Source organism: Acidovorax sp. GW823-FHT01C06, assembly GCF_058798375.1.
This window is the reverse complement of the sequence record NZ_JBXAKN010000001.1, coordinates 1160559-1182036: the sequence shown is the minus strand read 5'-3', so window position 1 is coordinate 1182036 and position 21478 is coordinate 1160559. Positions and strand designations below refer to the sequence as shown.

Here is a 21478-nt window from a genome sequence, read left to right as displayed (position 1 = left end):
GGTTGGGCGCTCACAGGTCCGTCACTTTCGCTTCGCTTTGGGAGGAATACAGGTCGATCACGCGGCAGTCGCTGCACATCTTCAGGCGCTCCAGCGCCTCGCCCTGGAACATGGGGTGGCCCGAGAGCTTGCCCAGCATGGCCTCGATGGCCTTGACCGTGCCGAACGGCTTGCTGCAGCGCACACAGGCCCAGGGCTTGGCTTCGTTGAGCACGCGCAGCTGCGCGCGCTCGGGCGTGAGCAGCAGGCGCGGCTGCAGGGTGATCGCGTCCTCGGGACAGGTGGTGGCGCACAGGCCGCACTGCACGCAGTTCTTCTCGATGAAGCGCAACTGGGGCAGTTGCGGGTTGTCCTGCAGGGCGCTGGCGGGGCACGCGCTCACGCAGCTCAGGCACAGCGTGCAGCGGTCCTTGTCCACGGTGATGCTGCCCAGCGGGGAGCCCGCGGCCGGCAGCGCAATGGCATCGGGCCGCACCGTGGCCGGGGCTGGCGCGTGTTCGATGAGATGGTCCAGCGCCATCTCCAGCGTGCTGCGCTTTTCCTGCGCCACGGCGAAGCGCGCGGCCACGGCGGGCGTGGCCTGGCGGGTCTGCCCCAGCGCCTGCAGCGCGGCATCGAGCGCCGTGGGGTGCACGGCCTTCACCAACTGCAGGTGGCTGCCCGTGTAGCCCAGCCCCCGCAAGATGGCCTGCGCCACATCCATCTGCGCCTGCAGGCCTTCGAGGTACTGCGGGGCCTCTTCATCGGTCACCAGCACCACGACCTGCGATGCGCCGTAGGCCACGGCGCTCAGCCACAGGTCCACGCCCAGGCTGGCCGTGTGCCACACCGCCACCGGAATCACCCGCGCCGGCACGCCGTGCGCCACCTTCAGCTGCGCCGCGCGGCCCAATTCCTCCACCAGCGCCTGCCCGCGCTCCTGACTGTGCAGCAGCACCACGGCGTCCTTGCCGCCGGCTGCGGCATAGGTGGACAGCAGCGTCTTGAGCTTCGTGCCCTGGTCCGTGGCGCCGGGGTAGGCATAGGTCAACGCGCCCGTGGGGCACACCGTGGTGCAGGCACCGCAGCCCACGCACAAATGCGGGTTCACCTTGATTTGTTGGCGGCTCTTGTCGCTGGCAATGGCCTCGGCCGAGCAGATGTCCACGCAGGCATTGCAGCCCACGGTTTCATTGCGGCTGTGGGCGCACAGCTTTTGCTTGTAGGCAAAGAACTTGGGTTTCTCGAACTCGCCCACCAGTTCGCGCAGGCGCAGCAGCGTGGCGATGTCGCGGCCGTCCCAGCGGAAGTACCCCTGCGGCAGCGCGTGCTGCACGAAGGTGGGCGTGGCCGTGGCGGCGCGCAGGTCGAGCACGATGTCGAAGCGCTCGGTGTGCGGCGCGGCTTCGCGGGTGAAGTCGATGGCACCCGCCACCTGGCAGACCTTCACGCAAGTGCGGTGCGACTGGCAGGCCGACAGGTCGATCTGGTAGTCCAGCCCGATGGCGTTTTCGGGGCACGCGGCCACGCAGGCATTGCAGCGGGTGCACAGGTCCAGGTCGATGGGGTTGTCGGCCGTCCATTGCAGATCGAACGCGCCCAGCCAGCCCGTGAGGCCTGTGATGCGCCCGCCCAGCACGGGAAAGCGCCGCGCCTGCGCGCCGCCCGCAGCGCCCGGGCCCTGGGTGAACACCGTCACCTCCAGCACGTCGGACACCATGGCCGCCGCACGCTCGGCCGCATCCAGCGGCCCGACGATCAGAAGGCGCCCTGCGCTCCTGAACGTGACCGTGGGCACGGGTGCGGGCTCGGGCAACTGCGCGGCGGCCAGCAGCGCCGCGATCTTGGGGGTGGCCTGGCTCGCATCGCGGCTCCAGCCGCCGGTCTCGCGGATGTTGACGAAGCGGATGGGGGAGATGGCGCCCTCGGTCTGCTGGCCCAGTTCGGCGAACAGGCGCTGCTCCTGCGTGCAGGCCACCACCACGTCCTGGCCGGTCTTGATGGCCTGCTGGAAAGCGCCGGCTTCGCGCCGGCACAGCGTGGAGTGAAGGGTCAGGCCCTGGTCGTCATGCAGTGCCGCGCCCAACGCCTTCGCGTCGAGGGGCATCGTCTGGTTGCAGTCGCAGATGAGCGTCGTGGTCATGGTCGGGTTGGCTGGCTGGCGCGTCGGCCGTCCCGGTGGGGGACGGCGCGGGCGCGCCGGGCTCGCTGGAGGACTCGCTAGGAACAGCGGTGCATACCCCCGACTGTGCCACGCCCGCAGCCTCTTGCGCCTCCGCATCATCCCGATGCTGAGCGGGACCCGGGGGCTTTGCCGCAGCGCCCTCCGCGTCCGGGGAGGGCTTTTCATGGTCGAAAAAGCCCATGGCATGGGCGCTGGCCATTTTGCGCAGCATGCCCTCGGGCAAGGGATCGGGCTGCGTGTAGTCGCCGATGTAGATGTCCAGGCCGTCCATCACGTTGAAGTGCGGGTCGGCGAACAGCTTCTTCATCGCCAGGTTGCGCACCTCGGGCGAAACCGCGCGCTGCACGAAGGGCTTGAAGTCGGACGCGGGCGTGAGGGCTTGGGCATCGGCCAGCGTGGGCGGCGGTGGCGCCGGGTCGACGGGCGGCGGGTTGTCCGCCGCTGGGGGATGGGCGGCCGGCCCCGTCGCCGCCGCCGTGGCGGGCAGGCCCTGCGCCGGCACGGGGGGCAGTGCGGCGGCGGGCGGCGGGTCTGCCACCGGCTTGCCCTCGCGCACCTCCTGCTTGCGGCGCGACCAGCGCCCGAGGAATCCGTCAGCCACGGTCTGCCCTTCCCTGCTCCACGACGTCACCACCACCACGCCCGCCGCCGCCGCGCTGTTTCTCGGTGGAAACGGCCGCAGGGTTGCCAAAACGGTCCTGCAGGGGGCGGAAGCTGTCGGGGCGCTTCCTGCGCTTGGGCTCGGGCTGGTAGTGCTCGGCCACGAAGGCCCGCAGCACCTCCAGCACCTCGGGCGGGGCGGGCACCTGCTCCACGGTTTCCTGCGCGTCCAGCCAGCGGCCGGCGTCGTGGTAGCTCAGGCTCACGGCCACGGGGCGCGCCAGCGGGATCTCGCCCGTGCCGGTGTCCTCATCGCGGCGCCACAGCACGAACCAGCACGGGGCCGGCGAGGTGAGGTTGAGGTGGTAGCCCTCGGCATCGTCGCGGAACAGCTCCACCACGAAGCCGGGGAACAGCCAGCGCTGCTCGCGCTCGTCGCTGAGCAGGCGGCGCGGCGCGGTGCCGAAGGTGGGCTCGTTGATCACCACCTCGGCCAGCGACCAGCGCCAGGGCTGCCAGCGGTTGTCGATGCGCTCGCAGCGCATGATCACGGCAACGTCGGTGTAGGGGCGTTCGGTCATGGGCGCTGACTGTACTCCGCCCTCAGCCGGCGCTCAGGCAAAACCAGGCGGCTTTGCGGGTTCTCAGTACGGCGCAGTGGCCTGCGCCACCTCCAGCCGCTCGACGGCCACCGCGCAGTACTTGAACTCGGGGATCTTGCCGAACGGGTCCAGCGCCGCATTGGTCAGCAGGTTGGCCGCCGCCTCCACGTACGCAAACGGCATGAACACCGTGCCACGCGGCGTGCCGTCGTCGCGGCGCACACGCACCTGCACCCTACCGCGCCGGGAGCGGATGCCCACCAGCGACCCGGGCTCCACCCCCAGCCGCGCCAGTTCGTCGCCGTGCAGCGACGCGGTGGCCATGGGCTCGATGGCGTCCAGCACGGTGCTGCGCCGCGTCATGCTGCCGGTGTGCCAGTGCTCCAGCTGGCGGCCCGTGATGAGCACCAGGGGGTAGTCGGTATCGGGCTTTTCGGCCGCCGGGATCACGCTGGCGGGCACCAGTTGCAGGCGGCCCGTGGGCGTGGGGAATTTTTCGGTGAAGACGATGGGCTGGCCCGGGTCGCCCTCCGTGAGGCAGGGGTAGGTCACGCTGGAGTCGCGCGCGAGGCGCTCCCACGTGATGCCCTCGATGCTGGCATGCATGGCCTGGCGCATTTCGTCGTAGACAGCGGCCACGCCGGACTCTTCGCCTTCGTAGTTCCAGCCAAGCCCCATGCGCGCGGCGATCTGCTGGATGATCCACAGGTCCGGCTGCGCGTCGCCCGGCGGGTTCAAGGCGCGGCGGCCCATCTGCACCATGCGGTCGGTGTTGCTGGCGGTGCCGGTCTTTTCGGGCCAGGCGCTGGCGGGCAGCACCACGTCGGCCAGCCAGGCGGTTTCGGTCAAAAAGATGTCCTGCACCACCAGGTGCGACAGGCTGGCCAGCGCGTGGCGCGCGTGGTTCAGGTCGGGGTCGCTCATGGCGGGGTTTTCGCCCATGATGTACATGCCCCGCACCTTGTGCGGGTCGCTGTCGTCGGCCAGGGTCTTGTGCATGATCTCGACCACGGTGTAGCCCGGCGCCTCATCGAGCTTGGTGCCCCAGAAGTCCTCGAACCAGGCATGCGCCTCCGCGTTGTCCACCCGCTGGTAATTGGGGAACATCATGGGGATCAGCCCCGCGTCGCTCGCGCCCTGCACGTTGTTCTGGCCGCGCAGCGGGTGCAGGCCGGAGCCGGGCTTGCCGATCTGGCCGGTGACGGCGCACAGCGCGATCAGACAGCGCGCGTTGTCGGTGCCGTGCACGTGCTGGCTTACGCCCATGCCCCACAGAATCATCGAGGCTTTGCTTTTTGCAAACGCCCGCGCCACCTCGCGCAGCGTCTCGGCCGGGATGCCGCACACCGGGGCCATGGCCTCGGGGCTGCAGCCCATCACGTTGGCCTTCAAGGCCTCGAAGTTGTTGGCGCGGTCGCGGATGAAGGCTTCATCCACCAGGCCTTCGTCGATCACCGTGTGGATCAGCGCGTTGAGCATGGCCACGTCGGTGTCGGCCTTGAACTGCAGTGTGCGCCAGGCATGGCGGCCGATGTCGGTGATGCGCGGATCGGCCAGCACGATCTTCGCGCCACGCTGCGCGGCGTTCTTCATCCAGGTGGCCGCCACGGGGTGGTTGGCCGTGGGGTTGGAGCCGATCACGAAGATCAGCCCGGCATGCTCCACGTCGTTCACCGGGTTGCTCACCGCGCCCGAGCCCACACCTTCGAGCAACGCGGCCACGCTGGAGGCGTGGCACAGCCGCGTGCAGTGGTCCACGTTGTTGCTGCCAAAGCCGGTGCGCACCAGCTTCTGGAACAGGTAGGCCTCTTCGTTGCTGCCCTTGGCCGATCCAAAGCCCGCCAGCGCCTTGGGGCCGTGCGTGTCGCGCAGCGACCTGAGCGTGCCGGCGGCCAGGCCGAGCGCCTCGTCCCAGGTCGCTTCGCGGAAGGTATCGCGCCAGTCGGCGCCGTAGGGCCGCACCTCCTTGGGCACGCCGGTCTTGCGGATCAGCGGCACCGTCAGGCGGTCGGGGTGGTGGGCGTAGTCGAAGCCGAAGCGCCCTTTCACGCACAGGCGGCCGTGGTTGGCCGGCCCGTCGCGGCCCTCGACGCTGATGATTTTTTCATCGCGCACGTTGTAGGTGATGAGGCAGCCCACGCCGCAGAACGGGCAGACCGAATCGACCTTGCGGTCCACCGCCTGCGGGCCGATGTGCGTCTTGGGGCTGAGCGCGCCCGTGGGGCAGGCCTGCACGCATTCGCCGCAGGCCACGCAGGTGCTCTCGGCCATGGGGTCGTCGAGGTCGAACACGATCTTGCTCTGCGCGCCGCGCAGCGCGTAGCCGATCACGTCGTTGACCTGTTCTTCGCGGCAGGCGCGCACGCAGCGGTTGCACTGGATGCAGGCGTCCAGGTTCACGGCCATGGCCGGGTGGCTCAGGTCGGGCGCGGGCTGCTCGCGGCGCAGGGCCTTGAGCGCCGGGCGCACGGCCACGCCCAGGCGGTCGGCCCACTCGCTCAGTTCACCGTGCTGGCCTACCGTTTCTGAAATATTTGAATCAAATTTGCCGCTAGCGATTGATGGATAAGCGCCACCAGCTATCAATTCAGGAGTATTTGATTGGCCGTCGTTCCAGCGATAGCCCACATCGGGCATGTCCGACAGCAGCATCTCCACCACCATCTGCTGGCTCTTGCGGGCGCGCGGGCTGGCGGCCGACACCTTCATGCCCTCGGTCGGCGCGCGGCAGCAGCTGGGGGCGAGCGTGCGCTCGCCCGCGATCTCGACCACGCAGGCGCGGCAATTGCCGTCGGGGCGCAGGCCGTCGGTGTAGCAAAGGTGGGGAATGTCCACGCCATGGCGCTGCGCGGCTTTGAGGATGGTTTCACCGGCGTGGGCGATGACGGGCTGGCCGTCCAGCTCGAAGGCCACGCCAGGCCGCGCCGCGGTGGATGTCAACACGGCGCTCATGGCTGCAGCCCTCCGGGCAGTTGCTCGGCGAGCGGGCTGTTGCGCGGCCTGGGCAGGTCGCCTGGCCAGGGCGCCTCGCCCACCTCGTGCGCAAAATATTTGTGGATGCAGCGGATGGGGTTGGGCGCCGCCTGGCCCAGGCCGCAGATCGATGCATCGCCCATCACCTGGGCCAGGTCGTCGAGCAGCTCTTCATCCCACTGCGGGGCGCGCATCAACGCCGCAGCCTTGGCCGTGCCCACCCGGCAGGGCGTGCACTGGCCGCAGCTTTCGTGCTCGAAGAAGCGCATCACGTTCAGCGCCGCATCGCGGGCCCGGTCGTGCTGGCTGAGCACGATGACGGCGGCCGAGCCGATGAAGCAGCCGTGGGGCTGCAGCGTATCGAAGTCGAGCGGGATGTTGCTCAGGCTGGCGGGAAGGATGCCGCCCGACGCGCCGCCGGGCAGGTAGGCATACAGCTGGTGGCCGTCGGGCATGCCGCCGCAGTATTCGTCGATGAGTTCCTGCACCGTGATGCCCGCAGGCGCGAGCTTGACGCCGGGATGCTTCACGCGTCCGCTCACGCTGAAACTGCGCAGCCCCTTGCGCCCGTGGCGGCCAAAGCTGGCAAACCATTGCGGCCCGCGCTCGATGATGTCGCGCACCCAGTACAGCGTCTCGAAGTTGTGCTCCAGCGTGGGCCGGCCGAACAGGCCCACCTGCGCGATGTAGGGCGGGCGCATGCGGGGCTCGCCGCGTTTGCCTTCGATGCTCTCGATCATGGCCGACTCTTCGCCGCAGATGTAGGCACCCGCGCCGCGCCGCAGCTCGATGTGCGGCAAGGGGCATGGCGGTTCGGCGCGCAAATCCCGCAGCGCCGCCTGCAGCAGCGCGCGGCAGCCGTGGTACTCGTCGCGCAGGTAGATGTAGATGGCTTCGGTGCCCACTACCTGGGCGGCGATGAGAACGCCTTCCAGAAAGCGGTGCGGGTCGCGTTCGAGGTAGGTGCGGTCCTTGAAGGTGCCGGGCTCGCCCTCGTCGATGTTGACGGCCATCAGCCGTGGCGCGGGCTGGTCGCGCACGATGCGCCATTTGCGTCCCGCCGGAAAGCCTGCGCCGCCCAGGCCGCGCAGGCCCGAGTTCTCCATGGCCGAGAGCACCGCCTCGGCATCCATTTCGCCGTTGACCAGCGCGGCGGCCGTCTGGTAGCCGCCGTGCGCGCGGTAGGTGGCGAGGTCTGTGTGGGCGGGACTGACCGGGTCTGGCTGCGCAGGCACGCTGTGTTCGGCCAGCGCGGCAATATCAAAATTGATAGCTGCCAGCGCTTGTGGATGAAGCGCCAGGGCCCGATTTGGCTTCGAAATGATGGTGTCCAGCACGGCATCCACCGTGGCGTGTGGCACCGGGCACTGGTGCACCACGGCCACGGGCGCCTGCTCGCAGCGGCCCACGCAGGGCACGGCCACCACCTGCACATTGCCCTGCCCTGCACCAAGGTTCATCGCGCGCAGGCGCCCAGGCAGCTCGGCCAGCAGTTCATGTGCGCCGGCCAGGCTGCAGCTCAGGCTGTCGCACACCCGCAGCACCAGGCGCGGGGCCTGGGCATCCTCGCCGCGCACGATGTCGAAGTGGTGGTAGAAGCTGGCCACTTCATACACCTCGGCCATGGGGCGGTTGAGCTGCTTGGCCAGCGCCACCAGGTGGCGGTCGTGCAGCACGCCAAAGTGGTCGTTCAGCCGGTGCAGGTATTCGATGAGCAGATCGCGCCGAAAACCATCGGCCGGGCGCGGCCCCAGCAGCTGCGCCACCTCGGCCAGCGCGGCATCCTCGGGCTGGCGGCCTTTCAGGCGGCTCTTGCGGCGGATGCGCTCGCGCATGTCGTTGACGGACACGGCGGCCACGGTGGGGGCTTCGGGTGCAGGATTCATGGATCGGGATCGTGGGGGCGCGCAGCGGTGGTTATGAAGCCGCCTGCATACCGCAGGCTGGCGAGCGCAGTGTCGACGAGGCCCGCGGGGGCGTCAAATTGCTTACGCACATGGGACGATCACAAAAACAAATGAGCCCGGGCCGTCCCGTGCGCGGCCGCTACGCCTGCGGCGGCGGCGGGCGGCTGCGATGCAGCGCCGACAGGAAGTAGCGCGCGGCCTGGGGCAGGGGGCGGTCCCTGCGCGTGATGGCGCCGAACTCGCCCATCTTGTGCTTGATGTGGCAGGGCAGGATCTTGAGCAGATGGTGCCGCGCATAGATCGTGGCGATCGACAGCGGAATCACGGCCACCATGGTGGTATCCGCGATCAGCTGCATGGTGGTCAGGATGGAGGCCGTCTCGATCAGGCCACGGGGCGGCGGCGCGTGGAGCGAGCGGAACTCCTGGTCCAGCACCTCGCGCATGGGGCTGCCGGAGGGCTGCAGTATCCAGGGGTAGTCCAGCAAGCTGGAGAAGGGAACCTGCCTTTTCTTGGACAGCGGGTGCCCCACTCCCACCACCACGGCCAGCGACTCGTTGGCCAGCGGCTGAAAGCCGAACAGGGCCTTGTGCTCCGGCCGCACGCGCCCGATGGCGATGTCGATCAGGCCGTCCTTGAGCAGTTCGACCAGCCTGTCGCTGGTGTCCAGCGTCACCTGGATGGTGGTCAGCGGATAGGTCTTGTTGAACGCGATGATGGCCTGGTTCAGCAAGGTGGGCAGCGGCGCCATGATGCAGCCCACCGCCAGGCGCCCCGCGCTTCCCAGTTTCAGTTCATCGAGTTCGCGGGCCATGGACTCCATCGAGCCGCGCATGCCCTGGAAGTACCCCAGCACGCGCTCGCCGGCCGGTGTCATCCGCTGCCCCCGCCCCTCGCGTTCGAACAGGCGCTGCCCCAGCGCCGACTCCAGCTCCTGAATCATCTTCGTGGCGGCGGGCTGGCTCATTCCCAGCTCGACCGCCGCCCCCCGCAAGGTGCCATGTTCGGCAAAAGCCAGCATGAGGGCGACCTGCCGCATGCGCAGCCGGTTGAGCAGTTGCGAGACGACAAAAGGACTTGTTTTGTGCATGGAGGAACCGCCTCTGGCTTACGGGAAAACCCAGCGTCAAATCATAACCAGTGATTATTAGTTATGTTCAATTTTTGAATTTACGTTAACTATCCGCCTCCCAATAATCGGCCCACATGCAGCAGGCGACACCACCCAAAACCGAATCCCATCCATGACAAACGCCGCAAAACCGGTCGTGGCCCTGACCCTGGGCGACCCCGCGGGCATCGGTCCTGAGCTCATCGCGAAGTTGCTCAGCCGGCCTGACGTCCACGAGGAGGCCAACGTGGTCGTGGTGGGCGACATCTGGGTGTGGAATGCCGGCCAGCAGACCGCTGGCGTCGCCGTGCCGACACACCCCGTCGCGACGCTGGCCGAAGTGCGCGACCGCCCCCATCAGGACCGACCTGCCTTTGTGCCGGTGGCGTCCATCGATGCCGGCAAGGTCCGCTGCGGCCACGTGGCGGCGGAATGCGGAGCCTCCGTCCTTCAGGTGCTGAACCTCTGCATGGATGCGGCCCAGGCCGCCCATGTGGACGCCATCTGCTTCGCCCCCCTGAACAAACACGCCATGAAGCTGGGCGGGCTCCGCCACGAGGACGAACTGCACCATTTCGCCGCGTACCTGGGAGTGCAGGGCTACTTCTGCGAGTTCAACACCCTGGGCCGCCTGTGGACATCGCGGGTGTCCTCGCACATTCCCCTCAAGGATGCCGCGCGGGCACTGAGCCAGGAACGCATCGTGGCCGCCGCCAGGCTCATCCACCAGTCGCTGCGGGACAGCGGGTTCCCCGATCCCAGGGTGGCCGTGGCGGCTTTCAATCCGCACGCGGGGGACGGCGGTATGTGCGGGCGCGAGGAGATCGACATCATCGCGCCGGCCGTCAGGACGCTCCAGGAAGCCGGAGTGCCGGTGGAAGGCCCCTTCCCCGCGGACACGGTGTTCCTGAAAGCGCGCGACGGCCACTACCAGGCGGTGGTGACCATGTACCACGACCAGGGCCAGATCGCGATCAAGCTGCTGGGATTCAGCCGGGGGGTCACCGTCCAGGGCGGCCTTCCCATCCCCATCACCACGCCCGCCCATGGCACGGCCTTCGACATCGCGGGCAGGGGCGTGGCCGATGTCAATGCCACGCACAACGCATTCCGGATCGCCGCACGCATGGGCTCGAACCAGCTGCGCGCCCGCCAGGGCGACCCGCTGGCCGGTGAATGACAGAAAAAAAGAAATCGCCATGAAAATCAAATCCGTCCGCGCGCGCGTCTACGAATGGAAGGGCAAGACCATCGCGCCCCAGGACAACTTCTGCGCCAACGCCATGGACCTCGTCTACTCCAGGACCGAGACCATGAGCACCTTCCGCTTCCACTCTTGGACCGTGGTGGAGATGGAGACCGATGACGGCATCGTGGGGCTGGGCAACGTGGCGCTGGCGCCGCGCATCGCCAAGGCCATCATCGACGAGTACCTCGCGCCGCTGGTCATCGGACAGGACCCCTGGGACTACGAGTACCTGTGGCAGCGCATGTACCGCGCCACCCATGCCTGGGGCCGCAAGGGCGTGACCATGGCCGCCATCTCGGCTGTGGACCTGGCCATCTGGGACATCCTGGGCAAGAGCGTGAACAAGCCGGTGTTCAAGCTGCTGGGCGGGCGCACCAAGGAAAAGATCCCCTGCTACTACTCCAAGCTCTACCGCACCGACCTGGACGCCATGCAGGCCGAAGCGCAGAAGTTCCTGGACCAGGGCTTCACCGCATTCAAGATGCGCTTCGGCTACGGGCCCGCCCATCTGCAGCAGGGCGTGCAGGAAAACCTCAGGTCCGTCGAGGCCGTGCGCGAGGTCATCGGCTACGACAACGACCTGATGCTCGAGTGCTACATGGGCTGGAGCCTCGAATACGCCAGGCGCATGCTGCCCAAGCTCGAGAAGTTCGAGCCCCGCTGGCTGGAAGAGCCCGTGATCGCCGACGACATCGACGGCTATGCCGAACTCAATGCCATGGGCAGCATCCCCATTTCGGGCGGAGAGCATGAGTTCAGCCTCTACGGCTTCAGGCAACTGCTGGACAAGAAGGCCGTGAGCGTCGTGCAGTACGACACCAACCGCGTGGGCGGCATCACCGCCGCCCACAAGATCAACGCCCTGTGCGAGGCCCACAGCGTGCCGGTGGTGCCGCATGCGGGGCAGATGCACAACTACCACCTGACCATGAGCACGCTGGCCTCGCCCATGGCCGAGTACTTCCCCATCTTCGATGTGGAGGTCGGCAACGAACTGTTCTGGTACCTCTTCGATGGCGAGCCCGTGGCGGAGAACGGTTTCCTGCAGCTCAGGGACGACGCACCGGGCCTGGGCCTCGCGCTCAAGACCGAGTACCTCGACCAGTTCCACATCGTCGGATAAGGGCCGCGGCATGCCTGGACGCTCCACCCCCCGCTACCGTGGCATCTTCCCCGTGGTGCCCACCACCTTCCACGAGAACGGCACGCTCGACCTGGCCAGCCAGAAGCGCTGCCTGGACTTCATGATCGACTCGGGCGTGGACGGCCTGTGCATCTTGGCCAACTTCTCCGAGCAGTTCCTGCTGTCGGACGAAGAACGCGAAACCCTCACCCGCACGGCACTGGAGCATGTGGCGGGCCGCATGCCCGTCATCGTCACCACCACCCACACCAGCACCGCCGTCTGCGCCGCGCGCAGCCGCCGCGCACAGGACATGGGCGCGGCCATGGTGATGGTGATGCCGCCCTACCACGGCGCCACCTTCCGCTTCAGCGAGGCACGCATCCGGAGCTTCTTCCAGGGCGTGTCCGACGCCGTCGGCATCCCCGTCATGGTCCAGGACGCACCGGCCGCGGGCACGCCGCTGTCTGCGGCCTTCCTGGCCCGGATGGCGCAGGAGATCGAACAGGTCTGCTACTTCAAGATGGAAACCGCGGGGGCGGCGAGCAAGCTGCGCGAGCTCATCGCGCTGGGCGGCGAGGCCATCGAAGGCCCCTGGGACGGGGAGGAGGCCATCACCCTGCTGGCGGACCTGGAAGCCGGGGCCACCGGATCGATGACGGGCGGCGGGTTCGCGGACGGCATACGCCCCATCATCGAAGCCCACCGCCAGGGCGACAGGGACCAGGCCTTCGCCGAATACCAGCGCTGGCTGCCGCTGATCAACCACGAGAACCGCCAGGCGGGCTTCCTGGCGGCCAAGACGCTGATGAAGGAAGGCCGCGTGATCGCCTGCGACGCACCGCGCGCGCCCTGGCCGCCCATGCACCCGGAGGTGCGCCGCCAGCTGCTGGCCATCGCACGCCCGCTCGATCCACTGGTGCTGCGCTGGGCGCATTGAAAGCCCTGCCCGCCATGCGCCCCCGCGATCACCTCACCACCCGCAGGCCCCGGGCTGCCGCGTGGGCCAGCGATGACCGCCGCTCCGCCCACCCCACCGCCGCCGCGCCGCGCATCCGCCGCGAGGAAGCCTTTCGCCCCGTGGCCGGCGCGGTCCGCGCCAAGCGGGATGAAGGCACCCAGGACAGGCCCTTCGCCGCCCTGCCCGCGAACTTTGCCGGGCCCCGCCTCCCGCACGCCGCGCGCTTCCAATGCCACAGCCAGGCCGGGATGGCGACAGCCAACCCGCCCACGGCGGGCACCCACTGCCACGTGCCGTCCGCCACGGCCAAGGCACACCACGCCCAGGGATGTCCGTGACCGAATTCCTCGCCCCACCACCCCACATCCTGGATGCGCGCCTGGCCCCTGTCTTCGAAGGCGCGGCGCTGCGGCGGCTGTGCACGGGGGCCGCCTGGAGCGAGGGGCCGGTCTGGCTGCCCCAGGACGATTCGGTGCTGTGGAGCGACATTCCCAACAATCGCATGCTGCGCTGGTCCCCCGCCGACGGCATGAGCGTCTGGCGCGACCAGGTCGATTTCACCAACGGCCACGCGCTCGATGGCGCGGGCAACCTGCTGCATTGCTCCCACGGGCAACGCGCCATCGTGCGCACGCCCCAGGTCGGGGGGCGCCTGCATGCGGACACGCCCGATGAGGTGGTGGTCGGCCACTTCCACGGCAAGCGGCTCAACTCCCCCAACGACGTGGTGGTGCAGAGCAACGGCTGCATCTGGTTCACCGACCCGCCCTACGGCATCCTCGGCGACCGGGAAGGCCACAAGGCGCCCCCCGAGCTGGGCGGCAACTACGTGTTCTGCTACGACCCGTCGGACGGACAGCTGCACAAGGCGTCCGGGTTCCTGCAGGAGCCCAACGGCCTCGCTTTTTCTCCCGACGAAAGCCTGCTGTACGTGAGCGACACCTCGGCCGCGCTGCGCCCGGACGGCACGGGCCACCACCACATCGTGGTCTTCGACGTGCGGGAACATGCGCTGGAGGACCCCCGCGTGTTCGCCCGGGTCTCGCCGGGCGTGCCGGACGGTTTCCGCGTGGACCACCGCGGCCGGATCTACACCAGCAGCGAAGACAGCGTGCAGGTGCTGCACCCCGACGGAACGCTGCTGGGCAAAATTCCCGTGCCCGAGAAGGTGGGCAACGTGACCTTCGGGGGAACGCGCAGGGACACCCTCTTCATCGCCGCCAGCACCTCGCTGTACAGCATCGTTCTCAACACACGCGGAGCCCCCCGGCCATGACCGACGACGTCCTGCTTCTGGTGGAAAAGTGCAGCCACTGCCTGAGCTACTACGACATCGGCAGCGGTGAACGGCTGGCCAGCATTGCGCTGCCCGACTTCCCGCACGAGTTCGTGATCGACTCGCACCAGGCCTATGCCTACATCGGCCACTATGGCGTGGAAACCTCGGGCCATCCGGGCGCTGGGGGCACACAGATCCTTCAGGTGGACATCGCCCGCAGGAAGCTGGTGCGCTGCATCGACATCGCCCCCTTCAACCGGCTGCACGGCATGCAGATGGACGCACAGGATCGCCTGTACGCGCTCAGCGAAGACCGAGCGCAACTCGTGGTCCTGGACCATCCCGCCACGGACACGGCCCCGCGCAGGGCCGTGAGCACCGGGGGCATCAAGAGCCACCTGTTCGCGCTCACCCGCGACGGACAGACGGCCTATGCGATGAACCTGCTGTCCCACACCGTGACCAGGATCCGGCCCCACGATGCCACGGTGGCTCCCGTGGCCTGCGCTCCCGGCGAGAAACCCGAAGGCTATGCGATGAGCGGGGACGAGAAGACGCTGTACGTGAGCTGCCGCTTGAGCAACACGCTTTGCGCGATCGACACCGCGACGATGCAGGTCAAGGACCGGGCGCCCTCGCGCGACGATCCCACGCGCCTGTACCTGTACCGGGACGGCCGGCTGGTGGTCACCAACTACGGCGAACGCAGCCTGTCCGTGGTGGACCCCGCCACGCTGCGGGAGCTGGCCCACGTGCCGATGGAGGCGCGGGCCATCGCCTTGAGCTTCCACCCGTCGCGGCCGCTGGCCTTCGTGAGCCAGGACAACGACCTGCTGGGCTGCCTCAACATGGAGACGCTGCAGTTCGAACGCTGGATCGCGACCCAGCGCGAGCCGGATGTCTCGCGCGTGCTGTCCCGCTTTCCTGCACGGGGCGGTGCATGAACGGCCTCATGCAGTGGCTGCTGACGCCCATCAGCGGAGCGGCGCACCACGAGATCGCGCCGTGGGCTTTCTGGCACGCCCGCCTCATGGTTCTGGCCTGGGCCATCCTGCTGCCGCTGGGTGTGCTGGTTGCGCGCTTCTTCAAGATCATGCCCGGCCAGGACTGGCCGGCGGTGCGCGACAACAAGACCTGGTGGCACGCGCACCGCGTGCTGCAGTACGGCGGCATGGCGCTGATGCTGGCAGGCATCGGGCTGGCCTGGGGCAACGCCCGCGGCGTGAGCCAGGCCGCGGCATGGCACGCCATTCTGGGGTGGGGGGTGCTGGGGCTGGGGCTCATGCAGCTGGCATCGGCGTGGGCCAGGGGCAGCAAGGGCGGCCCCACCGACGTGCGGCTGCGCGGAGACCACTACGACATGACCCCGGGGCGCGTGGCCTTTGAATCCGTGCACAAGGCCGGAGGCTATGCCGCCATTCTTCTGTCGATCGCCACGATCGTCCTGGGCCTGGTGGTGGCCGACGCGCCCCGCTGGATGGGGCTGGCGCTCGCGCTGTGGTGGCTGCTGCTGGCGAGCGCATTCGTGGTCCTGCAGCGCCAGGGGCGGTGCATCGACACCTACCAGGCCATCTGGGGCCCCGGCAGCGGCACGGCCGCCAGCCGCAAGCGGCCCGTGGGCTGGGGCATCAGGCGCTACACGGCGGCCCAGTGGCAGCGGAAATTCGGGCAGCGCCACACGCCCGGCCGCACTCCACAACGATAGATGACGGGAGCACCCATGGCAGGACTGGAGTTACGCAACGTGGTCAAGCGTTTCGGCGAGGTGACCGTCGTCCAGCAGATGGACCTGGCGATCCACGAGGGCGAATTCGTCGTGCTGCTGGGCGAATCGGGCTGCGGGAAAAGCACGACGCTGCGGATGATCGCGGGGCTGGAGGAGGTGACGCAGGGGCAGATCCTGATCGGCGACAGGGATGTGACCCATGCCGCGCCCATGGACCGCGACATCGCCATGGTGTTCCAGAACTATGCGCTGTACCCCCACATGAACGTGGCGGAGAACATGTCCTTTGCGCTGCGCCTGTCCGGCCGGCCTTACGCCGAGATCTTCGAGAAGGTCAGGTCCGCGGCCCGCATCCTGAGCATCGAACACCTGCTGGAACGCAAGCCCAGGGAGCTGTCTGGCGGCCAGCGCCAGCGCGTGGCCATCGGGCGCGCCATCGTGCGGGAACCCAAGGTTTTCCTGTTCGACGAACCGCTGTCCAACCTGGATGCCAAGCTGCGCGGCCACATGCGGGCGGAACTGGCCATCCTGCACGAGCGCCTGGGAAAGACCACGGTGTATGTGACCCACGACCAGGTCGAGGCGATGACGCTCGCCTCGCGCATCGTGATCTTCGACAAGGGGGAGATCCAGCAGATCGGCACCCCCTCCGACGTCTTCACGCGCCCGGCCAGCCTGTTCGTGGCGGGGTTCATCGGCACGCCGACCATGAATTTCTTCCGGGCCCGCTACAGCCAGGAACATGGCCTCAAGCTGCTTCGCGGAGAAGGCTTCGCGTGGATCGCGCCGGACTGGCTGGTGGCACAGGCCCCACGGGCGGACCAGTCGCTCACGCTGGGCCTGCGCCCCCAGGCGCTGCACCCTTCCAACGCGGGCGTGAGCCTGCTCAGCCTGCAGGTGGACGTCGTGGAGTACCTCGGCACCGAAAGCCAGGTGGTGGGACACATGAACACTCCCTCCGGCCAGCGCGTGGCCGCCATGCTGCCGGGCAACGCGCAGGACCGGCTGCGCCAGCGGGTCGACCTGAGCTTCGACCCGCAGGACATGCACGTTTTCGACACCGCCTCGGGGCGCTCCCTGCGCCCCTGACACACCGCGACACCCCCACCCAGGAGACAAGACCATGAAAAGACGCGATTTCGTAACAAAAACCAGTGCCACGGTGTTCGGTGCCAGCCTGCCCTTGAGCGGAATCCGTGCGCAGAGCCGCTATTCCAGGTACGCGGGCCAGACGGTCACCTTCAGCGTGCCGGCCCATCCCCACTACGACGCGATGATGAAGATCCTGCCGGATTTCACCAGGGAAACCGGGATCAAGGTGGAAACCGACCGCCTGGCCATGGGGCGCATGAAGGAAAAGCAGCTGCTGGAGATGGCCAAGCCGCAGGGCGACTACGACCTGGGCTGCTACGTCGTGATGTGGAAGGGCGAGTACGTCGCCAAGAATCTCATCCGGCCGCTCGACCCGTTCCTGCAGAACCCCGCCCTGGCGGACCCCGCCTACGACATCAAGGACATCATTCCGGTCTATCTCGAAAACCTGGGGCTCGTGGGGGGCCCCAAGGGTTACCTGGCGGGGCCGGGCGCCAAGCTCTACGGCCTGCCCTATGGCGCGGAAACCTCGGTGCTGGCCTACCGCAAGGACATCTTTGCCAAGCACGGCCTCAAGGTGCCCGAGAACTATGCGGAGTTCGCGCAGTTGCTGCGCGTGATCAAGGACAAGGAGGGTATCGGCGCGCTGGCGTCCCGGGGCCAGGCGGGCCATCAGGCCGTGCACGCCTGGCTGCTGCACCTGAACCCGCTGGGCGGCAGCGTCTTCGATGATCAATGGCGCGTGCGCTTCAATGACAAGGCGGGCGTGCAGGCGCTCAAGTTCCTGCAGGAAGTGGTGGCCACGGGCCCCGCGGGCATCGCGGGGTATGGCCAGGGGGAAAGCAACACGGCCTTCCTGCAGGGCCAGGCCGCCATGTACCTGGACTCCACCTCCCTCGCCGGGCTGGTGAACGACCCGGCCAAGTCCCGCATCGCCGGCAAGGTCAGCTGGGCCCTGCACCCCATGGGAACGCGCCGCGCCTCCCAGTCCGGCGGGCTGGGCCTGGCCATCGCCAAGAACGCGAAGAACGCCGATGCGGGCTTCCTGCTCATGCAGTGGCTCACCTCCAAGGCCCAGGACAAGGCCGTCACCCGGGCGGGCGGCGCGCCCACCCGCAACTCCACGCTGGCCGACACCGACCTCGTGCGGCAGTACCCGGAGTTCATCACCTTCAAGGATGCGCTCAAGTACTCCAACCCCGACTGGCGGCCCATCATCGCGGTGTGGGACAAGATCAACGTGCAGGCGCTCGGGGTCGGCATCTCCGAGGCCCTGACCGGCAAGAAGACGGCCGAGGCAGCGCTCAATGACCTGGTGGCCCCGGTCATGCAGATCATGCGTGAAGCCGGGTACAAAGTCTGAGGCGCGCCCGCCATGCGCACCCCTTCCTGGGTTCCGCTCCTCTACGTGGGGCCTGCCGCCGCGATCATGGCGGCAGCGTGCCTCTACCCGGTCATCTCGGCCTTCCAGCTGGGGCTCTACGACTGGAGCATGGGCACCCCCTGGAGCGCGGCCCGCTGGGTGGGGCTGGATGCATTCGCCGCGGCGTTCAGCAATCCCCGGGTGTGGTCGTCGCTCTGGACAACCCTGCTGTTCGCCGGCGTCTGCGTCACCGCCGAGATGCTGCTGGGCATCGCGCTGGCACTGGCGCTGGAGCGGCCGGTGCGGGGCACGGCGGTCTTTCGCACCTTGTTCATCCTGCCCATGATGATCGCGCCCATTGCCGTGGGCCTGGCCTGGCGCTACATGTTCGACGCGCAGTTCGGGCTCATCAACGCCGTGCTCGGCCTGCTCAGGATCGCGCCCCTGACCTGGCTGGCGGATCCCACGCTCGCGTTCGCCGCCATCGTGATCGCGGACGTCTGGCAGTGGACGCCCTTCGTCTTCATCATGATGGTGGCCGCCCTGGCGAACGTGGACAGCGCGGTCATCGAGGCCTCGCGGATCGACGGGGCGAACTGGTGGCAGATGACCACCCTCGTCAAGCTGCCCATGATCGCGCACGTGATCGCCATCACGCTGATGATGCGGCTGGTGGATGCCTTCCGGGTTCTCGAAGTGATCTACGTGCTGACATTCGGCGGCCCGGGCGACTCCACCGAAATCCTCGCGCTGCACATCTACAAGACGGCCTTCGTGGGCCAGCAGCTGGGCGTGGCCGCCGCCATCTCCGTGCTGCTGCTCGTGGTGGTGGCCGTGCTGTCATGGATCGCCCTGCGCATCTCGAACCCTCTGGACAACGAGAAGTAACCGGGAACGCGAGATGCCCATGAAACGCTCTCCCCTGCTCGCCACCGCGCACTACGCCATGCTGGTCGGCCTGGCCGTGCTGTGCATCGCCCCCATCGCGGTCATCTTCGCCACCAGCCTGCGCCAGCAGGTGGACATCTTCGCCGAGCCGCTGAACTTCATCTTCACCCCCACACTGGAGAACTACCGGGCCGTCCTGCAGGAAGACAAGTTCGACCGGTATCTATACAACAGCCTTTTTGTCGGGCTCATTTCCACGGCCGCCACCCTGGTGCTGGGCTGCATGGCGGCCTACGGCCTCGCGCGGTTCCGCTTCCCCGGCCGGCGCGCGCTGGCCTACACCACCTTGCTGCTGCGCACCGTGCCGCTGGCCGTCATGGCCATACCGGTCTTCCTGATCTGGAACGAATGGCACCTGGTCAACAGCCTGTGGGGCCTGATCCTGCTGTACGTGGCGGTCAACCTGCCATTCACGATCTGGCTGCTCTATGGCTTCGTGCTGCAGGTCCCCGTGGAGCTGGAAGAGGCAGCCGCTATCGACGGCTGCGGCCCCCTGCGCGTGTTCACCAAGGTGCTGCTTCCGCTCATGGCGCCCGGGCTCGCCGCGGCCTCGATCTTCACCTTCCGCATCGCCTGGAACGAGTTCATCCTGGCGCTGGTGCTCACCGATCGCCACTCGCGCACCCTGCCCGTGGCGGCCTCGCTTTTCGTCACCGACATGGGGGTGGACTGGGGGCGGGTCATGGCCATGGGCAGCCTCATCGCCATTCCCCCGCTGATCTTCACCTTCGTGGCGGCACGCCAGATCATCACCGGGCTCACGGCAGGCGCCGTCAAGGGCTAGGGACGCACCCTGGCCTGCATTCCCCCGCTTACCGCCCCACCCCATGAGATTCGTCCAGACATTGCGCATTTCGCAGAAGCTGCTCCTCTTCGCGCTCCTGCTGGTGGCGTGCTTCTTCCTCGGGGCCTGGCAGGTCGCGCGCTGCCTGCTGGCGATCTCGCATTTCGGCGCGGCGCTGCCAGACGCCGATCCCGTCGTGGAAAGCGCGGCCGCCGCGCTGCGGATACTGGCCCTGACCAGCGCCGTGGTGGCGGGGGGCTGCCTGGCCCTGGCATGGTGGATTGGCCGCGCGCTGCGCACGCGCGTCGCCGTCGCCCGCAAATTCACGGACGATGTGCGCATCGGCAACCTGACGAGCCTGATTCACGACGCGCAGCGCGACGAGTTCTCGCCCTTGATGGCGGCCATGCGCGAAATGCAGGAATCCCTGACCAGGGTCGTCACCAAGGTCAGGGCGGGCGCGCAGGAGGTGGCCCTGGCCAGCGACGAGATATCCCAGGCGAACACCGATCTGTCCGCACGGACGGAACGCCAGGCGCTGTCGCTGAAGGACACCACGGACGCGGTGGAGGCGTTCGCCAGCAGCGCCCTGCTGGTGGGGCAGAAGGCGGATGCGGGCAACGCCATCGCGCAGCAGACCGCCCTGGCGGGAGACCACGGCAACCGTGCCTTCGCGTCCGTGCAGCAGACCATGCAGGAAATTGCGTCGGACTCCGCGCGGGCCTTCGACATCATCGCGCTCATTGACGGGATCGCGTTCCAGACCAACATCCTCGCCCTGAACGCGGCCGTCGAGGCGGCACGCGCCGGCGAGCAGGGCCGGGGCTTTGCCGTGGTCGCCAGCGAGGTGCGCGCGCTGGCGCAGCGCAGCGCCAGCGCGGCCAAGGACATCAAGGCGCTGCTGACCCGCGGCAACGCCCGCATCGAAACCGGCGCGACCCTGGTGCAGACGGCCGCCCAGCAGCTGGGCGGCATGACCGAGGCCATCCAGCGGGTGACGCAGATCATGGCGGAGATCGCCCATTCCAGCCAGATGCAGCGCGAGAGCGTGGGCAAGGTCATCGAGTCCGTGGAGCTGATTGACCAGGCCACGCAACAGAACGCGGCCCTGGTGGAGCAGACAGCCTCCGCCTCGCAGCAACTGCGGGCGCAGGCCGCGCGCCTCGTCGGGTCGGTGAACGTGTTCACGCTCAACGGGAGCCCGTCCGAAGCCGAAGAGCAGGTGCGAAGGGCCGTGGACCTGATCCGCGACATCGGCGCCGAGAAGGCCTACCGCGAATTCACGCACGGCACCTCGTTCAAGGACCGGGACCTGTACATCACGGTCTACGACTTCAACGGCCGCAATCTCGCGCACGGAGCCAATCCCGCCAACGTCGGAAAGGTCCTCATCGACATGCGCGACGCGAATGGCGTGGCGATCGTCAGGAACTCGCGCGACCTGGCCACGCAAAGGGGCTCTGGATGGTCCGCGCCGTACCACATCCTGAATCCGGTCACCCAGAAGATCATGGTCAAGAAGGCGTTTGTCCAGCGTGTGGGAGAGACCTTCGTCTCGTCCGGAATCTACGCCGTGGACCTGGATTGATCGACGCT

The 21478-nt window shown here is 68.1% G+C and carries 18 protein-coding genes and 1 pseudogene; 13 read left to right on the top strand and 6 right to left on the bottom strand.

Features of this window, described 5'->3' with window-relative positions:
* Positions 1 to 10 precede the first annotated feature (10 nt).
* The 6 genes from AC1RCS_RS05380 to AC1RCS_RS05355 form a co-directional block, all read right to left on the bottom strand.
* A complete protein-coding gene (locus AC1RCS_RS05380; protein WP_492244514.1) occupies positions 11 to 2086 on the bottom strand; it encodes a 4Fe-4S binding protein in 2076 nt (691 codons plus the stop codon).
* A complete protein-coding gene (locus AC1RCS_RS05375) occupies positions 2046 to 2765 on the bottom strand; it encodes a DUF3306 domain-containing protein (RefSeq protein ID WP_492244484.1) in 720 nt (239 codons plus the stop codon). Before AC1RCS_RS05375 ends, AC1RCS_RS05380 begins: the two co-directional genes overlap by 41 nt.
* On the bottom strand, positions 2758 to 3345 hold the full coding sequence (locus AC1RCS_RS05370) for a DUF3305 domain-containing protein (RefSeq protein WP_492244483.1): 588 nt from the start codon (positions 3343 to 3345) through the stop codon (positions 2758 to 2760). The genes AC1RCS_RS05375 and AC1RCS_RS05370 overlap by 8 nt, the downstream gene beginning before the upstream one ends.
* Positions 3346 to 3408: 63 nt before the next feature.
* Complete coding sequence (gene fdhF / locus AC1RCS_RS05365) at positions 3409 to 6318, bottom strand: formate dehydrogenase subunit alpha (protein ID WP_492244482.1); 2910 nt, start codon at positions 6316 to 6318, stop codon at positions 3409 to 3411.
* Entirely contained in the window at positions 6315 to 8225 is a 1911-nt protein-coding gene (locus AC1RCS_RS05360) for an NADH-ubiquinone oxidoreductase-F iron-sulfur binding region domain-containing protein (protein ID WP_492244481.1), read from the bottom strand. The genes fdhF and AC1RCS_RS05360 overlap by 4 nt, the downstream gene beginning before the upstream one ends.
* Before the next feature lie 160 nt (positions 8226 to 8385).
* Positions 8386 to 9336, bottom strand: coding sequence for a LysR family transcriptional regulator (locus tag AC1RCS_RS05355; RefSeq protein ID WP_218295868.1), 951 nt, complete (start codon positions 9334 to 9336; stop codon positions 8386 to 8388).
* A gap of 154 nt (positions 9337 to 9490) precedes the next feature.
* On the opposite strand from AC1RCS_RS05355, the gene AC1RCS_RS05350 reads away from it, so the two are divergent.
* From AC1RCS_RS05350 to AC1RCS_RS05290, 13 genes and pseudogenes are all read left to right on the top strand, one after another.
* Positions 9491 to 10537, top strand: coding sequence for a 4-hydroxythreonine-4-phosphate dehydrogenase PdxA (locus tag AC1RCS_RS05350; RefSeq protein ID WP_492244480.1), 1047 nt, complete (start codon positions 9491 to 9493; stop codon positions 10535 to 10537).
* A 19-nt stretch (positions 10538 to 10556) separates the two neighbouring features.
* Positions 10557 to 11729, top strand: a complete 1173-nt coding sequence (locus AC1RCS_RS05345; protein WP_218295869.1) for an L-rhamnonate dehydratase — start codon at positions 10557 to 10559, stop codon at positions 11727 to 11729.
* 10 nt (positions 11730 to 11739) lie between these two features.
* Positions 11740 to 12669: a dihydrodipicolinate synthase family protein gene (locus tag AC1RCS_RS05340; RefSeq protein ID WP_492244479.1), complete on the top strand. Its 930-nt coding sequence runs from the start codon at positions 11740 to 11742 to the stop codon at positions 12667 to 12669.
* Between the two features lie 14 nt (positions 12670 to 12683).
* Complete coding sequence (locus tag AC1RCS_RS05335) at positions 12684 to 13028, top strand: hypothetical protein (protein ID WP_492244478.1); 345 nt, start codon at positions 12684 to 12686, stop codon at positions 13026 to 13028.
* Positions 13019 to 13966, top strand: coding sequence for an SMP-30/gluconolactonase/LRE family protein (locus AC1RCS_RS05330; RefSeq protein ID WP_492244477.1), 948 nt, complete (start codon positions 13019 to 13021; stop codon positions 13964 to 13966). Before AC1RCS_RS05335 ends, AC1RCS_RS05330 begins: the two co-directional genes overlap by 10 nt.
* Entirely contained in the window at positions 13963 to 14913 is a 951-nt protein-coding gene (locus tag AC1RCS_RS05325; protein ID WP_492244476.1) for a YncE family protein, read from the top strand. The genes AC1RCS_RS05330 and AC1RCS_RS05325 overlap by 4 nt, the downstream gene beginning before the upstream one ends.
* Positions 14910 to 15674: a cytochrome b561 domain-containing protein gene (locus tag AC1RCS_RS05320; protein WP_218295874.1), complete on the top strand. Its 765-nt coding sequence runs from the start codon at positions 14910 to 14912 to the stop codon at positions 15672 to 15674. The genes AC1RCS_RS05325 and AC1RCS_RS05320 overlap by 4 nt, the downstream gene beginning before the upstream one ends.
* A 15-nt stretch (positions 15675 to 15689) precedes the next feature.
* Complete coding sequence (locus tag AC1RCS_RS05315) at positions 15690 to 16784, top strand: ABC transporter ATP-binding protein (protein ID WP_218295875.1); 1095 nt, start codon at positions 15690 to 15692, stop codon at positions 16782 to 16784.
* 34 nt (positions 16785 to 16818) lie between these two features.
* Positions 16819 to 18150, top strand: a complete 1332-nt coding sequence (locus AC1RCS_RS05310; protein WP_492244475.1) for an ABC transporter substrate-binding protein — start codon at positions 16819 to 16821, stop codon at positions 18148 to 18150.
* Between the two features lie 12 nt (positions 18151 to 18162).
* On the top strand, positions 18163 to 19038 hold the full coding sequence (locus AC1RCS_RS05305; RefSeq protein WP_218339537.1) for a carbohydrate ABC transporter permease: 876 nt from the start codon (positions 18163 to 18165) through the stop codon (positions 19036 to 19038).
* Positions 19039 to 19057: 19 nt separating this feature from the next.
* Positions 19058 to 19882, top strand: coding sequence for a carbohydrate ABC transporter permease (locus AC1RCS_RS05300; protein WP_218295878.1), 825 nt, complete (start codon positions 19058 to 19060; stop codon positions 19880 to 19882).
* A gap of 43 nt (positions 19883 to 19925) precedes the next feature.
* Positions 19926 to 20912: pseudogene (locus tag AC1RCS_RS05295) on the top strand (methyl-accepting chemotaxis protein); the annotation flags it as partial.
* Positions 20889 to 21470: a cache domain-containing protein gene (locus tag AC1RCS_RS05290; protein ID WP_492244513.1), complete on the top strand. Its 582-nt coding sequence runs from the start codon at positions 20889 to 20891 to the stop codon at positions 21468 to 21470. The pseudogene AC1RCS_RS05295 and the gene AC1RCS_RS05290, both read left to right, overlap by 24 nt.
* Positions 21471 to 21478: the final 8 nt, after the last annotated feature.

Excerpts from the sequence above, each read along its gene's own strand:
- AC1RCS_RS05380 (WP_492244514.1), bottom strand. The coding sequence starts at position 2,086 with ATGCCCCTCGACGCGAAGGCGTTGGGCGCGGCACTGCATGACGACCAG.
- AC1RCS_RS05370 (WP_492244483.1), bottom strand. The coding sequence starts at position 3,345 with ATGACCGAACGCCCCTACACCGACGTTGCCGTGATCATGCGCTGCGAG.
- fdhF (WP_492244482.1), bottom strand. The coding sequence starts at position 6,318 with ATGAGCGCCGTGTTGACATCCACCGCGGCGCGGCCTGGCGTGGCCTTC.
- AC1RCS_RS05360 (WP_492244481.1), bottom strand. The coding sequence starts at position 8,225 with ATGAATCCTGCACCCGAAGCCCCCACCGTGGCCGCCGTGTCCGTCAAC.
- AC1RCS_RS05355 (WP_218295868.1), bottom strand. The coding sequence starts at position 9,336 with ATGCACAAAACAAGTCCTTTTGTCGTCTCGCAACTGCTCAACCGGCTG.
- AC1RCS_RS05350 (WP_492244480.1), top strand. The coding sequence starts at position 9,491 with ATGACAAACGCCGCAAAACCGGTCGTGGCCCTGACCCTGGGCGACCCC.
- AC1RCS_RS05345 (WP_218295869.1), top strand. The coding sequence starts at position 10,557 with ATGAAAATCAAATCCGTCCGCGCGCGCGTCTACGAATGGAAGGGCAAG.
- AC1RCS_RS05340 (WP_492244479.1), top strand. The coding sequence starts at position 11,740 with ATGCCTGGACGCTCCACCCCCCGCTACCGTGGCATCTTCCCCGTGGTG.
- AC1RCS_RS05335 (WP_492244478.1), top strand. The coding sequence starts at position 12,684 with ATGCGCCCCCGCGATCACCTCACCACCCGCAGGCCCCGGGCTGCCGCG.
- AC1RCS_RS05330 (WP_492244477.1), top strand. The coding sequence starts at position 13,019 with ATGTCCGTGACCGAATTCCTCGCCCCACCACCCCACATCCTGGATGCG.
- AC1RCS_RS05325 (WP_492244476.1), top strand. The coding sequence starts at position 13,963 with ATGACCGACGACGTCCTGCTTCTGGTGGAAAAGTGCAGCCACTGCCTG.
- AC1RCS_RS05320 (WP_218295874.1), top strand. The coding sequence starts at position 14,910 with ATGAACGGCCTCATGCAGTGGCTGCTGACGCCCATCAGCGGAGCGGCG.
- AC1RCS_RS05315 (WP_218295875.1), top strand. The coding sequence starts at position 15,690 with ATGGCAGGACTGGAGTTACGCAACGTGGTCAAGCGTTTCGGCGAGGTG.
- AC1RCS_RS05310 (WP_492244475.1), top strand. The coding sequence starts at position 16,819 with ATGAAAAGACGCGATTTCGTAACAAAAACCAGTGCCACGGTGTTCGGT.
- AC1RCS_RS05305 (WP_218339537.1), top strand. The coding sequence starts at position 18,163 with ATGCGCACCCCTTCCTGGGTTCCGCTCCTCTACGTGGGGCCTGCCGCC.
- AC1RCS_RS05300 (WP_218295878.1), top strand. The coding sequence starts at position 19,058 with ATGAAACGCTCTCCCCTGCTCGCCACCGCGCACTACGCCATGCTGGTC.
- AC1RCS_RS05290 (WP_492244513.1), top strand. The coding sequence starts at position 20,889 with ATGGCGGAGATCGCCCATTCCAGCCAGATGCAGCGCGAGAGCGTGGGC.